Genomic DNA, 19,434 nt, shown 5'->3' on the forward strand with positions numbered 1-19,434 from the left:
GCTTCTGAGGCTTGATTTTTTTGATATGAGTCTGTTGTTCCATATAGTCCTCTAGCAGGATGCCCTGCTTAATTTATAATATATAAAAGTAGTTCCAAGCAAGCTGCGGGTGCGGTAGCAGAACTGACCGTCCTTTTGATGCTTGCTGCCAGTGCCTTTTTTGTGAATGAACATACAGCCACCGCCGCACATAAAACGTGCCCAGCAGTTCTGGCAGTTGTTCTTTTCAATCAAAGGAGCACTTTCATTTTCCATGCGGGCGAAGTCCACGTTGGTGTTTTCGCCCACTTTCTCTTCTTTATTCCCAACTTCCCAAGGGCAAGTGAACAGGTTGTTCTTGGCATCCATGACCAGGAAGGATTTTCCAGAGCCACAGAAATTCTCGGTTTGTTGCTGGTTATCCAGGGCGTTGAAATACTGGTTGAAGAGAGTGATTTTGCGCAGCTCAGACTCGCCACCCAAGGCATAAGCTTTGGCAGCGATATCGTTCATTTGCTCAACATAAAGCTTATTGCTGGCATCGTCGTTCTCTTCAACAGAGTATGTGAATTCATAGCGGTCGGCATTCAGTGACTGGAAGAATTCATAGGCCTTGGCGATTTCCAGATTTTCGCGATTGAAAACCCCGTGCAATGTCAACGAGCCCAAATCACTTCTGCAGGTCTCCAGGAGCTTTAGACCTTCCACCACCAGTGAGGTGCTGCCGATTCCGTTCCTTGTTGGACGGGTTTTGTCGTTGATCTCTGCCGGACCATCCAGACTGACGGTGATATTGGCTTTCAGCTGTCTAAGAATGCTCAAGGTCTTTTCGTTGAAAAGGGTTCCATTTGTAACAATGGAAAAACGAGTCGTGATATCACGTCCTGCCGTCATGAGGCGAACGTAGTTGCCGATTTCCTGAATGCCTTCAGGATACAGTAGAGGCTCGCCGCCCAGGAATGTGATATTGAAGCTTCCACCTTCTGGAATGCGCTCCAGGAAAAGTTTAAGTTGAGGCAGAGTTTTTTCGACATTGATCTTTGTTTGAGCGGAACCGTAAGTACCGTCGCCGCCAGCTGCACAGTAAGTACATTTCAAATTACAAATTTGAGTAACATTAATCGTAAGACTGCGAATGCCGACAGACAGCTTTCCGGATTTTACGTCAGGACTATTTTCACTTTCCCAGTTGGTAAGGGCTTTAAATGCTCCGGCCAAAGAAGGTTCGGAGGCGGACATTTCATTCCAGGCATCGTCGGAAATTTCAGCGACCTCAAGGTTTCGGGCATGGAAAGCCAACGGAGCTCCTTGTCCCCATTTAAATGCCACAATGTCCTTGTATCGTCTTTGTTCCATAGTCACCCAGGTGATTGCAATAAGTGTTCCAGAATGAGACATGGGGCTGGTGTGCTTATATCAAGTAAAATCAAATACTTACATATTCGTTGGGTGGTGTATTTTGGGCTCCAGAAGCCTGAAGCGGGGGCAAAAGGAAACTATTTCAGAGCTGTCTAGATGATGTCCAAAAGTCTCAATTCATGGGGCTAAGGATCCGATAAGGCCCCTGTGATAAATAGAATATCGTTGAGCCAGCCTTTACGTACGATGGTAATCGGGGGAAGTTTATTGTTTTTCTCGGTGCTGGCGGCCTTTGCGTTGCTGGCGATCAAAATGGATTTCCTGGATAGTTTGAATCTGGATTTTAACGGTTTTCTCGCTGCCGAGAGCTATCCGTTGGGAGAAGAAGTCGCTGAAGTGATTCTTTCCTCCCATAAAGCTGGGCATAACGGTGATGAAGGGCTTGCGAGTGGCGATGTTATCCAAATTCTTAAGGACATAGCGAAGGAACAGCCGCGCACGATTATCCTGGCGCTTGGGACTCCGGAGTTACGTGGAAGTGACCAGGACCTGGCCCGCTTCGTTCGGGAAAGTGAGCAAATTCCAAATCTTTTCTACTATTCTCGTTGGGGAGAGCCTTCTCATAGAGCTTTGAATAATACCGAACCGTTCAGCAACTTCGGCCGGCAGGTTGGAAGTAAATATGCCATAGATACCAAGCTGGGGGGAAAAGATAATAAGAGCCGACGACTTGTACTTAGTATGAATGGCGTTGATTATGATGATGAATTGGTAGGTCTGGCAAAAGTTCTGAATTTGCCCCTGCCCCCTTTGGAACAAATGCCGGGGACTTTTAAGCTCTTCAACTCCATTCAGGTTTATATGCGACTCTATTCGGAACAGTCCGTTGCAAGTCTTGCCGTAGATCCTCCGCACTTTGAGAGTTTAAAAGGTAAAATAGTATTTGTGGGAACTCGGGACGCCCATTCGTCCTTGCTTGGCATTCATCCATTCAGCCGGTTTGATTTTTTCGCTGATCAGAATACAGATCATTATTTTTCAGAACCGTCTTATCTGGCGACGGTCTATGGCAATCTTAAAACGCTTTCCTATGTGAAATCTGCCGGAGCGACAACGAACCAATTATGGCTGGTGGGTATATTGTATGTGCAGCTTCTTTTGCTATGGTTTTTTTCTAAAAGACCAATCAGATATCTCGCATTTTCTTTTGGGGCTCTCGTTTTAACTTGGTCTTTTGGGCTCATGGTATTTACTTTTTTGGGTGTGCTGGTGGATTTTTCTCGAGCGGCACTGGGAACTATGGTTATTCAATATCTTGGCATACCCGTACTGTTTCTTCGCTTTCTGCGGAGGGCGGACCGGGCTAAGCTTGAACAGGATAGATTGAATGAACAGCAAAAAATAAAAAATAAATTTGTTTTGCAATCGGCCAGGGCTGACGCAAGTTTAAAAATAGCTGCGAAGATCTCTCATGACATCCGGAATCCTTTGATGGCCTTGCAGATGGCGACGAAGTTTATCAAAGGGCAGGTTTCAGAGGATCTGGAGTCTTTGTTGCGTGAATCAACTCTGCGCTTGCAGGGAATTGCAGACAGCACCCTGAATTCTTACAAAGAAGTTTCATCTGCTGAAAGAACAAATTTGGCGGAGTCTATTCAGGAACTTATAGTGACATTTCAGCATCTGTATCCTGCCTGTCTCTTTGAGACGGATATTGACGCAGACTTAAAGTGTCTTATGCCAAAATATTCTCTGCAGCGTTGTCTTTCAAATCTAATGACAAATGCGATTGAAGCTCCACCGGTTTTTGGAAGGATAAGACGGGTGATGCTTTCCGGAAAAGCCGATGCGGACAGTGTAACTATGGAAGTGAGAGACAATGGGCCTGGTATTTCCTCTGAAATACTGGGAAGGCTTTTCCAAGAGAGAGCGACGTATGGAAAGAGATCAGGAACAGGCCTTGGATTGTTTCAGGTTAAGGAAGAACTTGATATTTATGGGGGAGTCATCACTGTCAGCAGTTCCGAAGAAGGAGCTGTTTTTCGAATAGTTCTTCCACTGCGGTCGCGACGGGTACCATTTTTACTTTCAAAATATGTTCTTGTATTTGAAGAGGACGGCGATCTACGTCGTTATTTGGAAACACCAGAAACTTCGGACATCATCTTTACATACTGCCAGAGCTTAAAAGAAGCAGAGACACAGGCTGAAAGGATAAAAATGAATCCACATGACTGGACGGTACTTATTGACCTGTCTCTGAACTCAGACAATGAGACCGGTTTGGATCTCTTAGAGAAGATCGATAAAATAAAAGGTGTAAAGACAGTTCTTCTTACGTCGCTGAGTACCTTTCCGGAGATGAAAGCTTTATTGGATCAGTATAGAGTGAGTTGTTTTAGTAAAAGCCAGCTTCCATATCTGATTTTTTCTTTGAGAAAGTAGCTTTGATTCACACGCCTCGAAGTGAGAAATCCCCTCGGGGAAAGCAAAGATTTTTCCGGATTTTATAAATGATAATTTCGCTCCCATCTGAGGGAGCGAAAAAGACCTCTTTCGGCATCTCTTGCAGAGACAGGCAGGGCTTTGTTTCTTTAGAACTCACATGGAAAACCGATCGTGGATCTGGAAGGCCTTGGTGAAGGCTCTGTTCGACGGACGGTTTCGCAATTATCCGATCACGGGGGTGTGCCGACATCGCTGCCACCGCGAACCATGTCATGTTCAGCAGCGACGCTTATAATTCTCAGCTTCTTGAGATGTTTATTGATTCCTTCTAAAAAAAATCCCGGTCTGCAGAACAGCCGGGATTTTTATTTTTCATTCTGAAATTCAGATTACATCAACGGAGCGGGCTTTGTGGATGTGCGGTATTCACCAGCGTCGTCAGAGAACAAGCGCAGGTCAAAGCTGCGATTGTGGATGATGTTTTGGATATACATCAGGGAACGATACAGGCTTTCTTCCGCGAAAGTTCCGAAAGAGTATTGAATTGGTTGAGTGCCTTTGGCTGACAGAACCATTTCATAGCGCATCAGTTGATGCTGGGATGCCTCCGGTACCAGGGACATCAGGAAGCCCACGCCGCGCTCTCTCCAGATGCCGATTTCCTGCAGTTCTTCGAAGGCTTCAAAACGTTTTTCAACAGTTGTCAGCGGATTGATGATGATCTGCAAACGGCTTGCAATGCGGTTGATATCGCCTGTGAAGGCCGCCAGCCAGTTGCCAACAGCCCCTTTCGGTGGCAACAGAATACGGATCACCGGTGTGGAGCGAGGACGGCTTTTGCTTGCAATGTACGTTTTAAAGCGGGCTGCGAAAGCGTCTTTAGTCATGTAAGGAAGGTAATTCAAAGCATTCGGGTTGAAGAAAACTTCCTGCTTGAAGTAACCATTCACGATCTTGCCATTGGCAAAGGACCACAGGTGCCAAGGCACTTTGCTGTATTCCTTCTGGCCAATCGTTTCCAAAACGATCTTCTGAATTTCGCGGAAGTCGCGTGCAGAAACATCGCGCATCTTCATTTCGTTGCTGGAGGTCAGAGTGACGAAGCGCTGAGGTTCCCACTTGCTGCCTGCCGTGAACAGCAGATTGGAGGTGGCCAGGGTTTCTTCACCGAACAGACCAAACAGGATCTTGGACTTTTTGTATTTAGAAAAAGTATCCAGCAGGAAGTGTCTTTCCTGATCTTGCTTGTCGAAAGAAAGGACCTTGTTTTCACCATAAGCGCGACCGGCTTCAAATTTGAGCAGGCTCAGGCTGAATTTAGTTTTCGCATCTCTGTAAAGACCCTCTGAAGAGCCTTTGAACACACGGTCGATACGGCGCTGCTGCGCTGGCATTTGTGCATCTTCCATTGTGATGGCTTCAACACCCGTCAAATCCGCCAGAAGTTGATTCTGAAGATCCTGACGTGATGCCGTCGGATTCAGGATTTTAACATCTTTGAACATCACTTTGTTTTGCATCAGGTTGTCATAAGCCTGAACCGCTTGAGCGTTGTCCAGATCAAAGACGTAATCCAGCATGATCACGTCTTTTTTGCCAAGACCGGTGCTGGCTTTCAACGGAACGAAGTTCAACCATTTTTCAATACGGTTATCGATCAGATTGACACCCAGGATTTCCAGGTCTTCGACTTCAACACCGACATTGGCGCCAACACCCTCACCACGAACAGCGATCAGCTTGACGCGCATTTTGTTGTCGGCCATGCGGAACAGGTGAACCATGAAGTTTCCAGAAAGGTAAGCATGAGTCGAAGCCCCTGCCTCAAAGGAACCTTTCAGCGTGTCATACCCCAAAGACAAAACCAGACTCAGTTTTCCTTCAAAGGCCACAAAGTCACCCGGAACCAGGCGAGTGATCGCTTTTTCCGCCGTCAACGGCAGGTTTCTCATGGTGTAAGGCAGGCTTAGCAACGAATCCTTTTGGCTTTTGAACTGACGGGCAAAGATGATCTCTGTGCCTTTGTTGATACCAAAGCTGATCGGGCTGTCCATATCGTTGATCAGGTCACCGATATCGACGCCAAAGTCCATGATGTATTTATCAATACGGGTGTAGTAGCCATCAACATAGGACGGTTCGGATTCAATTTTGTAGCGAAGAGAGGTTGAAATCCCGTTGATGATGTCGGCATTGACCAGTGTCACGCTGCCGCTGATTTCCTGTTTGGCGACTTCTTTTTTGATCTTTTCCCAGGCATTGGCAGGTTTTAAAACCTCCCAGCCAGCGGAGGCAGGAACTGCGGTCAGAACAGAAACTCCCGCGGCCAAGATTACCGTCAGGAAACTTTTTTTGAGCATCATAAGCTCTCCTTTTACATCCATGAATCAACTGAAACGGCCGTTCGATAGAAAAACGGGTTACAGTTCGGCAAGAGAGATAATAAAGATTCCCATAAAACACAAAGCAAAAACTCTATGGCATAGGGGTTTTGTTCTATTTGTGCCCAGCACTAGAAAGAGATTGTCCCCGCGAGAGGGGGATGCTGTGATATTTACATGAAGATTACCTACATAATCCGGGAAAATAAGATTGAGGTTGAGGGGGAGGCTGGACGCAGTCTTTTGGATATTGCGTTGATCAACCACCTGAATCCACCGTACTCCTGTATGGAAGGTCACTGCGGAACCTGCGAAGCCGTGATCGAAGAGGGGTCAACGACTGAAGACCAAGAGGGAAGTCGAGTTGTTCGCACTTGTCAGGCCCAACCATCGTCTGAATGGGTGATCGTGAATTACGACAAAAGCCCGACCAAATAATATGTATTTGATTCGTGTTTCTAAACAGTTCATTCTGTTGTGTATATATGTCTCTCACGATTAAATTTTGGGGCGTAAGGGGTTCATTGCCTTCTGCTCCTCCACCGACGGATTGGACGTACCACATAGAAGGAGTTCTAAGAAACTTCTTCTCTGCGGGCTATCGTGATCCGTCCCAGATCTCCCGTTACATTCAAAGCCTGGAAACTCCGCACATCGGTGGCTATGGAGCTGCCACAACCTGTGTGGAAATCCAGAGCCCCAAAGGTCAGATCATTTTGGACGGTGGCAGTGGCATTCGTAATTTAAGTGAGCAGATCATGACCGGTACCACCGGACGTGCAAAAGGCCCTTTCCATATCTTTATGACCCATTTCCATTGGGATCATGTGATTGGGCTGCCGTTCTTTACTCCGCATTTTATTCCGGGCTGCGAAGTGCACTATTATGCCGTGCAACCGGAGCTGGAAAAGCTGATTCGTGGAATCTTCTGCCGTCCGTATTTCCCGGTGCCGTTTGAAGCCTTGAAGGCCAAGATTTTCTTCCATGTGATGGAGCCGCGCAAGCCCGTGCAACTGGACGATATGACTTTGACGCCATTTAAGCTGGATCATCCTGATCCGTGCTGGGGTCTGAAGGTGGAAGCCGGTGGAAAAGCCTATGCTCATTGTGTGGATACAGAAGGCACTCGCATCACCCGCGAAGAGCTGGGCGAGGATCTGCCGCTTTATCAGAATGTGAATTTGATGTATTTTGATGCTCAGTACACTCTTCCGGAGCTGGCTGAAAAGGCCAACTGGGGGCACAGTGCCGCGCAAGTGGGGCTGGATATCGCACTTCGTGAAGGAATTCAGAAGGTGCTGTTTGCCCATCATGATCCGGGGGCGCGTATTGAACATGTGCTGGAATTAAAACGCCAGACCAAGGAATACTATGAATCCCGTCAGCGTTTTGCCTCTGCCAACCGCGGCGTTCTGCCAGAGGTGGAGTGGGATTTCGCCCACGAAGGACTGGAAATCAAAATCTAAGCGGGAGCTTATCCCGCTTTGGCAATGCGCTCGAGCTGAGCGGTCTTTTCGTTCAGGTTTTCAATAAGATTCTTTTTCTGTTTGTCGGTGATGGTGGCCATCATTTGTATCACCAGTTTTTTTAACTGACCCTGATATTTCTGATAGGCGGACTGGTACTCGGGCAGATTAAGTGCGGCCGGGTCGTTGTAGTACTGCTTTAAAAAATCCCGGCGGGCCTCCGCCGACTTGTTCCCCTGAAGGTATAATGAAATGATATGGACTTTGTTGCGGGCCTTTAGTTCTCCGGGAAAGGGGGATTCCGCCAGATGCGCCTCGATCATTTTCTGCTGATCGTTGTTAAGGGACCCCAGAAACATCTTGAAGTATTCCAGATATTTTCCACGCATTTCTTTTTGGTATTGCACTGTCTTTTGAAACTTTTGAAGGTCCTCCCGGGTTTTCTTCTGGAAGGCTTTGGCGAAAAAGTCCAACTGTTGATTGTTGGTGTTGGAAATAAACACATTGGCGGTGTCAGAGAATCTGCCGTTGATATGCTCAATATCCTTCATGAACAGGTCAAAATAGAACTGCGTGCGTTCGGGATTCAGGTTTCCTTTTTGAACTTCGGACTGGATGCTGCGAAAGCGGGCGACCCATTGGGGAAGCAGATCTGATTTAAGTTCGTTCAGATCCTTCTTGATACCGTCTTTTAAAGAGGCACTTTGTTTTGAGGATATATCAAAATAGTCATCAACTTTTGAAGCGATATAAGTGTCAGCCCAGCGGAAAGCCAGTCCAAGTTGATTGCAACCGGTTAAACCCAGAAATCCAAGGCACAAAACAGCCAGCATTCTGTTCATGAAATGTTTTTGTTTGCGAGTTCTTCAGAGGCAGAGAATCAAGATGGGGGACCCGGTTTTTTTGTAAACTCCCTCCTTAGAGCTTATCAGAGGAAGGAGTTCGATCCGGTTGTAAAAAGAAAACTTCCGTTCAAAGGTCCGGAGCTTTGGCCTTGTCAAAAATGAGCTCCACTTGCGTAGGATCACCTTCTTTGTAGGCATTCAGGGATTCCAGCGTTTGCTGATCCAGCGTGATTTTTTCAGTATTTTCCGGCCAAGGGAAATCATCGGCCGGGAAGCGGGTGCCCATCTTTTTCATAAACTGAGTCCATACCGGGACAGCCCCGTTGGAGCCAGTCAGCTTGTGCGGCAGGTTGTTGTCGTACCCCACCCACACAACCGTGGTGATGTACGGGGTGAAACCTGCAAACCAGGCATCCTTGTTGTCACTGGTGGTTCCTGTTTTACCCGCAGCAGGATTAAAGAAACCATTAAGTGTGATAGAACGGGCCGTTCCTGATAAAACAGTCTGTTTCATCATGCTGACAAGGCTTGCCACTGCCACCGGATCAACCGTGGGTGTGAGGCGCGGGTCGTGAATAAATACTTCCTGCCCGTCAGCATTCAGGGCACGGCGAATAAAGGAAAGAGCCGGCTTTTGTCCCATTGCCGCCAGACTCATATAGCTTTGCAGGACTTCACGGGGATACATTTCAAAGGCCCCTAAAGTCATGGCTGGGAAAGATTTCAGTTCGGAAGTCACACCCATAGCGTGAGTCACATCAATGATATTTCCCAGTCCCACAGCCAATCCCAAAGAAGCTGTTGCTGCATTGAGAGAGTTTTTCAAAGCATAGAACATCGGAACGGAGCCGAAATATTTTTTGCCATAGTTGTCCGGTGACCATGCTTGACCTTCATATTTGTACGTGAACTTTTCATCGTTCAGCAGGGTGATGGGGGTGTAAGGCTGACCGGTTTCCGCGTTATTGTTCATCAAGGCGGTCAGATAGACGAACGGCTTCATGATGGAGCCGATCTGGCGATGTCCATCAATGGCACGATTAAACTGAGTCATGCGGAAGTTTCGTCCGCCGACCACTACGCTGACCAGCCCGGTTTTGTTGTTGCCGACCAGAACGCTGCCTTCCAGAACATTGCCCTTGGCTTTCAGTCCGGAAATGTGTTTGTTGGACTTTTCAAGATTTTCCAGATGATTGCGCAGGGAATCCTGTGCAACCTCCTGAGCTTCAAGATCCAACGCGGTGTAGATTCTAAGCCCGTCTGGATTCAGACCCTGACTGCTAAGTTGTTTACGGACAGCATCCAGATAGTACGGTGCTGTTTCAGAGGCAATACTGCGCGGAGCACTTGGCAAAGGCTGGCGGTCAGCTTCGTTGAACTGTTCATCGGAAATGTAATCAAAGCCTTTCATCTTATCCAAAACCAGATGACGACGGCGTTCCGCATTGACGGGTTTTTTGAATGGATTGTACAAACCCGGACTGTTGACGATGGCGGCCATCAGGGCACATTCGCTGATGTTCAGATCTGTCAGTTCTTTGCCGAAGTAATAGCGGGCGGCGGCTCCGTAGCCACGAACCTGGAAAGCTCCATTTTGTCCCAGATAAATGATGTTCAGATAGGTTTCCAGAATCTGGTCTTTGCTGAAACGTGATTCCAGCAAAATGGACATGATGAATTCCTGATATTTTCTTTTTAAGGTGCGCTCGCTGGTCAGGAAGTAGTTTTTTACCAACTGTTGGGTAATGGTACTGCCGCCCTGAGCTTTGCGGCCCGTGGTGATATTTTTTACCAAAGCCCGGAAGATGCCTTTGATGCTGACTCCGCCATGTTCCAGAAATTGGGCGTCTTCGATGGACATGATGGCATTGGAGCACATCGGGGGAACTTCACCCAGGCTGACTGTTCTCTGCATCAGCGGTTCGTTGCCGATATATTGGGCAAGAAGGGGGGCTTCGCTGAGCGCTTCGGTGACTTCAACGAACGGCGCACCCTTAAAGATGCGCGAAATCAGGCGGTCCTTCTGGATCACCAGAATCTGTAGAGAGCTGTCACTGTTTTGCGTCGCCGTATCCTGAGTGACCCAGCCAATGCAGGCCTCCTGATTGTCATCAAGCCCGACTTGCAGGCGGGCGGCACACTGGTCGCGAGTGGCAATGAAGTAATCCCCGGGAAGAATTCTTTGATCGAACTCGCGGCGGCGGTAGTTCTGGCGCAGAAGTTGTTTTTCAACGTCAGAAATCTGAATCAAACTTTGTGTCTGAAACGTGGGCGGAGCCGCATAGAATTCTGTCGGAACAATGAACTTCTTGGACTCCAGTTTGGAGACAAGTTCCTTCTCCAGAGCAAAGTAGGAATAGACGCCAATCCCAAGCCCGCAGATGATTACAAGCGTCAGAAGGATTGTAAAAGCCAATAAAATAGTCTTTAATCGTGATCGCAACATAGATAACAGCGTAGTACGAAACTCACTTGCTGAACAACCTTTGAAATGTTTTTCATTAAGTTGCCTTTGTGAAAGGATTGTTTGTGGCTAAGAAGAAATCTTCTGCAAAAAAAGCCAATGTAAAAAAGGCCGTTAAAAAGACGCCTTCCAAAAAAGCTCCAGTTAAAAAATCATCTGCAACCAAAAAAGCGGCACCCAAAAAGGCCGCAGCGAAGAAGTCTGTTGCCAAGAAGCCAGCGGCTAAAAAACCTGCAAAAAAAGCGGCTGTGAAGAAGGTTGCGACAAAGAAGGTGGCGCCGAAAAAAGCTGTCGTTAAAAAAGCTCCAGCCAAGAAGGCGGCCGTCAAGAAGACCCCGGCTCCAAAGGCTGTTGCTATGCCAACGGCTCATTTGATTAAAGACACGGCTCCGGCAAAAAAGCTGGATCTTAGTGATTTTGTGACTCCGTTGGATGATCGTTTGATTGTTCAGGTTTCCGGGGCCGAGAAAATGACAGCGGGTGGTTTGTACATCCCTGACTCCGTAGCGGACACTTCCGGCAATTTGCAGGGATATGTTGTTGCGGCGGGACGTGGTCATATCAGCAAAAAGGGCCATTTGCGTCCGATGGATGTTCAGGTGGGCGACAAAGTCGTGTTTTCTGAATATGCGGGCACTAAAATCAAAATTCAAAACGAAGACCTCATCATTCTGCGCGAAGGCGATGTGATGGGCGTGGTCTCTAAGTAAAGGAATGAAAATGTTGAACAAGAATCTTCTGAAAGCATTGGGTCTTTCTGTGGCACTTTTGTCCCCAGCGGCTCATGCGATGTCTTTGGACTGGAGCGGGGGCTACCGTTTTGAATGGACCGAGGTGGATCGTCCGTCTTTGGGGACTCCGACAGAAAGAAAAGCTTACGGCACCAACTATCTTTACCTGAGCCCGAAAGTTGTCGCGGCTGACGGTGTGAATGTTGTTTCCCGTTTTGATATTTTAAACAGCCAGGCTTATCCAAATTCTCAATTGGGTGACATCTGGGGTTTGAACACAGGTGCGCAAGGTAATACCAATAATCAAGGCTCCACAGATGTTAAAGTCAGCCAGTTGTATCTGACTGTGAATCAGGAATATGGTGCTTTGATTGTGGGTCGCGCGCCGTTTGATTTTGGTTTGGGTATGACTTACAGCTCTGGCAAGGGCATGTTTGATCACTGGTATGATACACGTGACATGGTTGCTTACAAAATCGTTGTGGGTGACTGGTTCTTTATGCCGTCTTTGGGTCGCAAGCAGTCCACGGGCTTCGGTCAGGGTGGTTCTGTAACGACTATGGGTTTCCAGCTTCAATATGAAAGCGAAGAAAACAAGTCTCTTCTTGGTATCTATCAGGAAACTACCAAGGGTGTGAAAGAGGCTGTGAATTATTCTGCGGCTCAGATCGCGGCCTATGGTGGAGATGGTGCTAACTCCAATACGAACATTCAAAGAACGAACTTTGTATTGGGTCGTGGATTTGATTCTTTCGACTTTAAGTTTGAAGCCGGCTTCCAATCTGGGGAAACAGGTGTGACAAATGGCACGAAAGACATTGGTTTGAACGGCTACGGTCTGGCGATGGAATTCAATGTTCCGGCTAAAGAATCCAAATGGGACTACAGAGTGCGTTTGGGTATGGCGACAGGGAATGATTCTTCCAATGACTTTGGTGGATATGCCTTCAACCGCAACTATGACGTGGCCATGCTTCTTTTCAACCACCGTTTGGGTGGTCAGGATTTCCTGAATACCAATGTGGTTAAAGATGGTACAAGAAGTATCGGTGATTCTGCCGATGATGAATCCATCAGCAACACGATCTACTTTGCTCCGTCCGTGAACTATGCTTGGTCCGAAAGAATCGATCTTCGTAACACGTTGGTGTATGCACAATTGATGCAAACCCAAAATTCTTCTGTTGATTCTTCAAAAGATCTGGGCCTAGAATGGGATATCGACGTGGTTTACAAACACAGTGATAGAATTCAGTGGGTGAATCAGGTCGGACTTCTGTTCCCGGGTGAAGCATGGAAAAATGGCACCGGTGCAGGAGGAGACCTGGATAACGGGTTTACATTTGGATTTGCATCTAAAGCCGCCATCAGCTTTTGAGGATAACGGGTTTACATTTGGATTTGCATCTAAAGCCGCCATCAGCTTTTGATTACAGCACGATTGCAACTTGTACGACAGCTTGATGACTACTTGAAACATCTTGTTTGGTGGTGAGCAGGGCCCGGGGGGCGAAAGTCCCCCGGGATTTTTTTTGCCTTAAAACAATCTAGACAACCTCCGGGATCTTTGTAAGATCAGAATTTCAGGAGGCTCTTCATGAAAAGTTTTGCTTTATCGGCGGTATTTCTAGTCGTTTCGGGGTTTGTCTCGTCCGCTCAGGCTTGGACCGAGGTTGCTTATGAAACTATCTTTGCCGATTATCCTGTGTATCAACAGATCGTTCTGCGCAAAAGCAAAGTCGAATATCAGGAAATCATGGTTCAAGTTATGAACCCGGGTGGGGCCCGCATTCAGCGAGCCGAGGTGATCACCGAAAACGGTTGGTCTCTGCCTGCCTGGCGTTTGGAAGGGGACTATCGCTTCGGAATGCAGCAATCCGATATGTTCCAAAAATCCAAAGTCCGCTATGTCAGAATGTACCTGTCCACTCTGCGTCCGCGTGAACCCGTTCGCCTGCGTGTGATGATGCGCTAAAAAGAAAAAAGGGCCCATCGTGGGCCCTTCGGAGGATCTTTTCAGTTATTCGTTCGTGGTGGTTATTACTGACGACCGCGAATCTGTTGTCTCATTTGCAAAGCTTCTGCTGTAGCATCGCGAGGTGCACCGAAAGACACGCCACCGCTTGTAGTCAGAGGGGCTGACAGTGTTGTCGCACCAGTTCTGGAAGAAACTGGATTCGTTGCAGTCGGAGCTGTTGTTGTCCCTTGTTGAGGAATCACACCAATCTGAGAGTTTTGTACCGGAGTTACGCCCGGGATTGTGCCGATATTCGCACCGCGACCTGGAGTCTGCAAGCGAGCGCTCAAATCAATGCCTGGCACAGTCACCTGAGCTGGCAAAGCTGTAGTTCCACCCAGAAGTCCCATCGCAGTCAGGATATTTTGAGACAGATATTCCTGATAGGATTTAACATTGGTCTGAGTCAGTTTGTCAGCATACCTACCGTCGCTAAGACCTTGGTTACTTGTATAGACCAAGCGATCCGCCAACAGTCGAGTTCCGACAAGGCGGGAGTCTGCTTCTTGAAGTAAAGCACCTTTTTGATTTACGTCTGTTGCCGTCTTGGCTTTGTTCGCAGTTTCCTGAGCCAGTGTCGCTTCATATTTTAGAACTTCAGCCTGAGCAATAAAGACCTTTTGACGGATGCTTTCAAATCCGGAAGGAATCTTAGCGATAAATGATTCCAGATTATTCAAGGTGTTATCCAGGCTGTCCTGTGCTTCCAGGATGGCTGCTCTATTATCTTCAGTGTTTGGAACCGTGTAGCCCAGTTGCTGTCTCAGGGACGCAATGTAAGCTGCCTGTCTGGCATCGGAAAGATTACGCAACAGAGCTGGCTGGACTTCCTTGCTGAAGAACTGATTGGCGTCAGCAGTGGTGATTTTCTTTTTCTCAGAAAGAAGATCTGGCAGGCGGTCAGAGTAACAGGATAGTTTTTCGGAATCAGTTTCGTTGGAACCGCAATCTCTGCGGATGCTAGCGAAATAGTCGATTTTCTTTTTTACGACAACTTCTTCCTTTTCCTCAACCGCATCCTCTTCTTCAACTTCCTCTTTCTTTACGACTTTCTTTTTCGTAGCCGCAGAGTCTTTGGCAAGTTGCTTCATCAGCTCCACATTTAAAGAGTCGATATCGGATTTGTTTTTAACACTCAAAGTAATGGTGTCGTATCCGCATTTGCCTTCGCAGATTTTACCTTCAGTTGTTTTCTTTGGAACCAGGGCAAGGACTTCCTCATCCCCATTATCAATGTATTTAACGGGCATGACACCATCAGCGGTGTAAACCTTGCTTTCCATTAGATCACCGCTTGTGGAAGCGAAGTCTGCAGAAGCAATCCCGTCAGAGTGAGAGTTTAAAGATACATTAACACCTAAAACAGCCAACAAGGCCGTTGTCAGAACCCATTTCTTTTGTGGGTATGTGAATTTCATAAGTCCTCCTGTGTGAAGGGAACATCCAGTCCCTTTTATCTACACAGATGTAAAGCGAAGGCCGGGCCAAAACCGGGTGTCTGTGCCAGAGGCCCTAAACGCGTGGAATATCTAAAGGTTCTCATGTTGAGAATGGCGCTTTGTCGGGCGGGGGCTGTAGAACTTGTGGTGTCCCACCCTGAGAATGATAAAAACCTGCGGATTTTCAGATAGTTAAACAAGCCACGGGGATGTGGGCAGAAAGACCTCAAAAGAGCCCCTTTCAGTCACTTTTTGCCATGGATAGGGGCCTTCTTCTTGCTAAATAGGACCATTTCCTTCATAAAACAGCCATGAAGTTTCATTTCCCACGAAGCCCACGCCCTGAATCCATAGCTGAATCCGATTGGAATAATTGGACTTGGCAGCTTCGTCATTCACTTAAAACACAGGACGACTTTGCGGCTCACTTCGATTTGAGCGAAGACGAAAAAGCCGCTTTTGTGGATGGGAAAGAACTCTTCAATGTTCGCACGACTCCTTACTATGCAAGTCTTGCCCGGCAGAGTCCGGACGGGCAGTCCTTGCGCCAGATTCTGATGCCACACCGCTTTGAAATCGAAGAGGGTGATCAGCAGATGCTGGACCCTTTGGGTGAGCGTGTGAATAAGGCGGCGCCACGTTTGATTCACCGCTATTCAGATCGCGTGCTTTTTCTGATCACTGATATTTGCAGCGTGTACTGTCGTTTCTGCACACGCAAACACTTCACCGGGCAAGAACAGGCCTTTATTCGCATTGAAGAATACGAACAGGCCTTGGCGTATATTCGTGCGCACACAGGTTTGCGCGAGGTGATTCTGTCCGGTGGTGATCCGCTGACAGTCAGTGACAAGCAACTGGATCGCGTTCTAACGGATCTGCGTGCGATTGAACATGTCGAAATTATTCGTATTGGTTCACGTATGCCGGTGGTGTGCCCGATGCGCATTACGGACGACCTGGTGCAGATTATAAAAAAGCATAAGCCTGTTTTCCTGATGTCCCACTTCAATCATCCGGCGGAATTGACCGCAGAGGCAGTTGAAGCTCTGGAAAGACTTGTGGATAACGGCATTCCCGTGATGAACCAGATGGTTTTGCTAAACGGAATTAACAATCATCCGGCACTGGTGCAGGCCCTGAACCGTCGTTTACTTTACTTGCGTGTGAAGCCTTATTACATGTTCCAGTGTGACCCATCACAAGGCACGGATCATTTGCGAACCTCTGTGGAAGATTCTTTGGAAATCCAAAAAGAGCTGTGGGGGCATTTGTCAGGTTTGGCAATGCCGAATCTGTCCTTGGATATCCCCAATGGCGGTGGCAAAACTTATCTTGTTCCGAACTTTGAAGTGGGGCAGGAAGGGCGCACTCGTCATTATGTCGGGTGGGATGGAGTCAAGGCCGAGTATATCAGCCCTGCTCCGGAAAAAATTCGCAAACCTGATGCTTCTTTGTACGAAGCAGAGTGGGCTCACTTAAAATCATGTAAAGCCTGATCCATTCCTGACATCAGGTCCTGGGCAAGAACACCAATATCAGCAAGATCCTTTACTGGCAGTCGATTGAAGATCACAGCCCAGGTGGTTCCATCTGAACGGCGATTCAAATAGGAAAGCGTGCTGGTTTCCAAAGCTCCGGCATGTGCAATGGATTTTCCGTCTTCAGTGGAAACCCAACCCAAAGAGGCCGTGGGATTTCCTGTTGCCGGATTGGCCGTTGTCATCACCTTGATGGTTTCAGGTTTTAGCAACTGAACTTTCCCAGCCCCCGGAGTGACGGCATCAGCAAATTTCACCAGATCTGTTGGTGTAGCCAGCCAGCCGCCATGGCCATCCATAGTGTGGAAGGCAAAGCCATTGTAAGCCTGTGGTCCTTTGGTTTTGTTGTCGAAAACAGAGATAGGCTGCGGATATCTTGGGTCATCGTAATAGCGAGCTTCCAATGGCAGGCGGTCTTTTAATGTATTGCCGGCAATTTTCATATCCACAATACCAATGGGGGCAAAGATTTTTTCCTGTACGTATTGTTCGTAAGGCATTTTACTTAACGATTCGATCACGCGGGCCAGAATATTATAGCCCAGATTCGAGTAGTGATATTCTTTGCCCGGATCGACGTCTAATTTCTTATACTGAAGCACATAGCGAATCACGGTATCACCGGAAGCAGGAACGGCGGTCTTCATCTTCTTCGCGATATGATAAACATCGTACTGTGGATCATAGGATTCAGAATTCCAGCCCCCTGTATGTTGAAGAAGGTCCCGCAAAGTGATTTTCAGAATACGGGCGTCCTTGATCTTTTTATATTGCGGCAGGTATCCATTTTTTCCAAAGACGGGTTTGTCCAAAGCTGTTTGCAGATCCCTGTCTGAATCTTCCAATAACTTAAAGACAGCCACTGCCGTGATGGGTTTACTTACACTGGCGATGCGGAAGACCGTGTTCGGAGCTGGTGCCATTTTCATTTCGACATCAGCGTATCCGTATCCTTTTTGCAGCACGATGTGTCCGTTGTGGGAAATGGCCAGGGAGGCCGCCGGAATATTGTGTCTTTCAATGTAACCTGCGATAAAGGCTCCGGCCTCATCGACGGTCTTGGTTTTGGTGGTTTTGGATGCACAAGATATCAAGGTCAGCGCAAGCGCAGACATTAGCATGAAAGATTTCATCAAAGACTCCTTCTCGGTATGAGACAGGTTGATGTATTTTTCCGGGAAAGAAAACAAATTTTCGTGGAATACTTGGCCCTTTGCAGAGGAGAGATATTGTTAACGACTGGTAAAATTCATTCAATAGTCTTGTGAAGTACTGTGCTGAACTCCCGAAAAGTTTTGTATGGAACAATCGAGGGATAAGAAATGGGAATGAGAGTAACAACCAACATTGCGGCACTCAATGCACAAAGAAACCTGGTGGGTGCGCAAAGGGTCGTTAACGATTCGATGGCGAAACTCGCTTCAGGAAGTCGTATTAACAAGGCTGCGGACGATGCTGCGGGTCTGGCGATTTCTGAAGGCCTAAAGGCGCAGATTCGTTCTGCGGCACAGGCTCAGCGTAATGCCAATGATGGTATTTCGATGATTCAAACGGCCGAAGGCGGTTTGAACGAAGTTGGCAACATCATCGTGCGTCTGCGCGAACTGGGCATTCAGGCGGCATCCGATACTGTGGGTGAAACCGAGCGTGGTATGCTGAACAAAGAGGTGCAGCAGTTGACCAGTGAAATGCAAAGAATTGCGAAGTCCACAACATGGGGAACAACCAAGCTTTTGGATGGCTCGGCACCGAATTTTGATTTTCAGGTGGGCATCGGCAACGATCCTTTTGCAGACCGAATTTCTTTTGAGGCGGGAAAACATGCCGCTACTTTGGATGCACTGGGGCTTGAAGGTTTGGATTATTCCACGAAAGAAGGAGCCCAAACAGCATTGCAAAGACTGGATGATGCGCAGACAAATGTCAGTGGCACCCGGGCTTATCTGGGAGCCTTGCAGAATCGTCTGACGTCAACGGTGGATAATCTGGGCGTGACTCAGGAAAACCTGTCTGCGGCCAACAGTCGAATTCGTGACACTGACGTGGCGGCGGTTTCCAGTGAGATGGTTAGAAATAATATTTTATTGCAGGCAGGCACTTCGGTTCTGTCGCAAGCAAATCAGGCAAATCAATTGGCGCTGAAGCTGATTGGCTAGTCGAAACTCCGTTAACGAAAAAGGGGATCTCGTTTGAGATCCCCTTTTTTATTTTCAAATCAGATTCTGACAATTAGAAATTGAAAGAATAAACCACAGACGTGAACGCCACGCTGGAGGCAGAGTCACTGTCGAACCAGTTCCATGCTTCAAGGCGCTCAAGACCCAAAGCACCCGCGCCGTTTGGAAGTTTCAACTGACCGCCGTAACGGAAGCTTGGACCCACAACGGTTTTATCATCCATACCGTCCATTTTGATCATGGAGATACCAAAACCCGGAGCCAGATAAGCCGTCGCATTTGTGGATTCAACAAGTCTTAGCATGGAGTGAGCACCGAAAGTCAGAACTTGTGGAACGCCTGCATCTTTCTTTTCAGTTTGCAGGAAGATGTAAGCACCCAAAGCACCCTGATCGTTGTCGAATTCCATTCTGCCACCGATGTTCAAAGCAGAGCTGGACATGCCCAGGTTGATGCTGGCAGTTTTTCCGGAATAAGAAGCAACATTTCTAGCCGCAAAAGATACGGAAGAGGAAAGAAGGCACAAAGCCACGATTAGTTTTTTCATTAAAGACTCCTTTAGTTTGTACGCCAAAGAAGTCTGTCAG

At 47.5% G+C, this 19,434-nt stretch carries 15 protein-coding genes; 8 read left to right on the forward strand and 7 right to left on the reverse strand.

The genetic code is table 11. The annotated features are described in order from the left end of the window. Positions 1–51 precede the first annotated feature (51 nt). The gene (locus tag EZJ49_RS14620; protein ID WP_262552960.1) at positions 52–1,335 is read right to left on the reverse strand and encodes a radical SAM/SPASM domain-containing protein; all 1,284 of its coding nucleotides are present in this window, start codon (positions 1,333–1,335) and stop codon (positions 52–54) included. Positions 1,336–1,545: 210 nt separating this feature from the next. Here EZJ49_RS14620 and EZJ49_RS14625 point away from each other — a divergent pair, with 210 nt between their 5' ends. Then, complete coding sequence (locus EZJ49_RS14625; protein ID WP_262552961.1) at positions 1,546–3,783, forward strand: hybrid sensor histidine kinase/response regulator; 2,238 nt, start codon at positions 1,546–1,548, stop codon at positions 3,781–3,783. 392 nt (positions 3,784–4,175) lie between these two features. Here the strand turns inward: EZJ49_RS14625 and EZJ49_RS14630 are convergent, their stop codons facing one another. Further along, positions 4,176–6,149: a hypothetical protein gene (locus EZJ49_RS14630; RefSeq protein WP_262552962.1), complete on the reverse strand. Its 1,974-nt coding sequence runs from the start codon at positions 6,147–6,149 to the stop codon at positions 4,176–4,178. Between the two features lie 195 nt (positions 6,150–6,344). Between EZJ49_RS14630 and EZJ49_RS14635 the strand changes: the two genes are divergently transcribed. Both EZJ49_RS14635 and EZJ49_RS14640 read left to right on the forward strand, forming a co-directional pair. After that, positions 6,345–6,605, forward strand: a complete 261-nt coding sequence (locus tag EZJ49_RS14635) for a 2Fe-2S iron-sulfur cluster binding domain-containing protein (RefSeq protein ID WP_262552963.1) — start codon at positions 6,345–6,347, stop codon at positions 6,603–6,605. 86 nt (positions 6,606–6,691) lie between these two features. Beyond that, complete coding sequence (locus tag EZJ49_RS14640; protein WP_262552965.1) at positions 6,692–7,633, forward strand: MBL fold metallo-hydrolase; 942 nt, start codon at positions 6,692–6,694, stop codon at positions 7,631–7,633. A gap of 8 nt (positions 7,634–7,641) precedes the next feature. Here the strand turns inward: EZJ49_RS14640 and EZJ49_RS14645 are convergent, their stop codons facing one another. Beyond that, a complete protein-coding gene (locus EZJ49_RS14645; RefSeq protein WP_262552967.1) occupies positions 7,642–8,475 on the reverse strand; it encodes a DUF6279 family lipoprotein in 834 nt (277 codons plus the stop codon). A gap of 130 nt (positions 8,476–8,605) precedes the next feature. Further along, complete coding sequence (locus EZJ49_RS14650; protein ID WP_262552968.1) at positions 8,606–10,894, reverse strand: transglycosylase domain-containing protein; 2,289 nt, start codon at positions 10,892–10,894, stop codon at positions 8,606–8,608. Positions 10,895–11,007: 113 nt separating this feature from the next. Between EZJ49_RS14650 and EZJ49_RS14655 the strand changes: the two genes are divergently transcribed. The 3 genes from EZJ49_RS14655 (at position 11,008) to EZJ49_RS14665 (ending at position 13,648) form a co-directional block, all read left to right on the forward strand. Then, positions 11,008–11,652: a co-chaperone GroES gene (locus EZJ49_RS14655; RefSeq protein ID WP_262552970.1), complete on the forward strand. Its 645-nt coding sequence runs from the start codon at positions 11,008–11,010 to the stop codon at positions 11,650–11,652. A 10-nt stretch (positions 11,653–11,662) separates the two neighbouring features. Further along, positions 11,663–13,051 (forward strand): alginate export family protein, encoded by a 1,389-nt coding sequence (locus tag EZJ49_RS14660; RefSeq protein WP_262552972.1) that lies wholly within the window; start codon positions 11,663–11,665, stop codon positions 13,049–13,051. Between the two features lie 219 nt (positions 13,052–13,270). Next, positions 13,271–13,648: a hypothetical protein gene (locus EZJ49_RS14665; protein ID WP_262552973.1), complete on the forward strand. Its 378-nt coding sequence runs from the start codon at positions 13,271–13,273 to the stop codon at positions 13,646–13,648. Between the two features lie 65 nt (positions 13,649–13,713). Here the strand turns inward: EZJ49_RS14665 and EZJ49_RS14670 are convergent, their stop codons facing one another. Next, on the reverse strand, positions 13,714–15,108 hold the full coding sequence (locus EZJ49_RS14670) for a hypothetical protein (protein WP_262552974.1): 1,395 nt from the start codon (positions 15,106–15,108) through the stop codon (positions 13,714–13,716). Positions 15,109–15,440: 332 nt separating this feature from the next. Between EZJ49_RS14670 and EZJ49_RS14675 the strand changes: the two genes are divergently transcribed. Continuing rightward, the gene (locus tag EZJ49_RS14675) at positions 15,441–16,628 is read left to right on the forward strand and encodes a KamA family radical SAM protein (protein WP_262552976.1); all 1,188 of its coding nucleotides are present in this window, start codon (positions 15,441–15,443) and stop codon (positions 16,626–16,628) included. On the opposite strand, the gene EZJ49_RS14680 is transcribed toward EZJ49_RS14675, so the two are convergent. Further along, positions 16,604–17,803 carry a serine hydrolase domain-containing protein gene (locus EZJ49_RS14680; protein WP_262552977.1) on the reverse strand — a complete coding sequence of 400 codons (1,200 nt, stop codon included), beginning with the start codon at positions 17,801–17,803 and terminating at the stop codon, positions 16,604–16,606. The two genes, EZJ49_RS14675 and EZJ49_RS14680, sit on opposite strands and share 25 nt — an antisense overlap. Positions 17,804–17,992: 189 nt before the next feature. Here EZJ49_RS14680 and EZJ49_RS14685 point away from each other — a divergent pair, with 189 nt between their 5' ends. After that, a complete protein-coding gene (locus EZJ49_RS14685) occupies positions 17,993–18,826 on the forward strand; it encodes a flagellin (protein ID WP_262552978.1) in 834 nt (277 codons plus the stop codon). A gap of 73 nt (positions 18,827–18,899) precedes the next feature. Here EZJ49_RS14685 and EZJ49_RS14690 read toward each other — a convergent pair whose 3' ends face one another. After that, positions 18,900–19,394: a hypothetical protein gene (locus EZJ49_RS14690; RefSeq protein WP_262552980.1), complete on the reverse strand. Its 495-nt coding sequence runs from the start codon at positions 19,392–19,394 to the stop codon at positions 18,900–18,902. Positions 19,395–19,434 lie beyond the last annotated feature (40 nt).

Origin of the sequence: Bdellovibrio bacteriovorus, assembly GCF_025558485.1 — a bacterium.
GTDB classification, from domain to species: Bacteria; Bdellovibrionota; Bdellovibrionia; order Bdellovibrionales; family Bdellovibrionaceae; genus Bdellovibrio; species Bdellovibrio bacteriovorus_G.

Excerpts from the sequence above, each read along its gene's own strand:
- EZJ49_RS14680 (WP_262552977.1), bottom strand. The coding sequence starts at position 17,803 with ATGAAATCTTTCATGCTAATGTCTGCGCTTGCGCTGACCTTGATATCT.
- EZJ49_RS14620 (WP_262552960.1), bottom strand. The coding sequence starts at position 1,335 with ATGGAACAAAGACGATACAAGGACATTGTGGCATTTAAATGGGGACAA.
- EZJ49_RS14665 (WP_262552973.1), top strand. The coding sequence starts at position 13,271 with ATGAAAAGTTTTGCTTTATCGGCGGTATTTCTAGTCGTTTCGGGGTTT.
- EZJ49_RS14630 (WP_262552962.1), bottom strand. The coding sequence starts at position 6,149 with ATGATGCTCAAAAAAAGTTTCCTGACGGTAATCTTGGCCGCGGGAGTT.
- EZJ49_RS14660 (WP_262552972.1), top strand. The coding sequence starts at position 11,663 with ATGTTGAACAAGAATCTTCTGAAAGCATTGGGTCTTTCTGTGGCACTT.
- EZJ49_RS14690 (WP_262552980.1), bottom strand. The coding sequence starts at position 19,394 with ATGAAAAAACTAATCGTGGCTTTGTGCCTTCTTTCCTCTTCCGTATCT.
- EZJ49_RS14645 (WP_262552967.1), bottom strand. The coding sequence starts at position 8,475 with ATGAACAGAATGCTGGCTGTTTTGTGCCTTGGATTTCTGGGTTTAACC.
- EZJ49_RS14635 (WP_262552963.1), top strand. The coding sequence starts at position 6,345 with ATGAAGATTACCTACATAATCCGGGAAAATAAGATTGAGGTTGAGGGG.
- EZJ49_RS14685 (WP_262552978.1), top strand. The coding sequence starts at position 17,993 with ATGGGAATGAGAGTAACAACCAACATTGCGGCACTCAATGCACAAAGA.
- EZJ49_RS14670 (WP_262552974.1), bottom strand. The coding sequence starts at position 15,108 with ATGAAATTCACATACCCACAAAAGAAATGGGTTCTGACAACGGCCTTG.
- EZJ49_RS14675 (WP_262552976.1), top strand. The coding sequence starts at position 15,441 with ATGAAGTTTCATTTCCCACGAAGCCCACGCCCTGAATCCATAGCTGAA.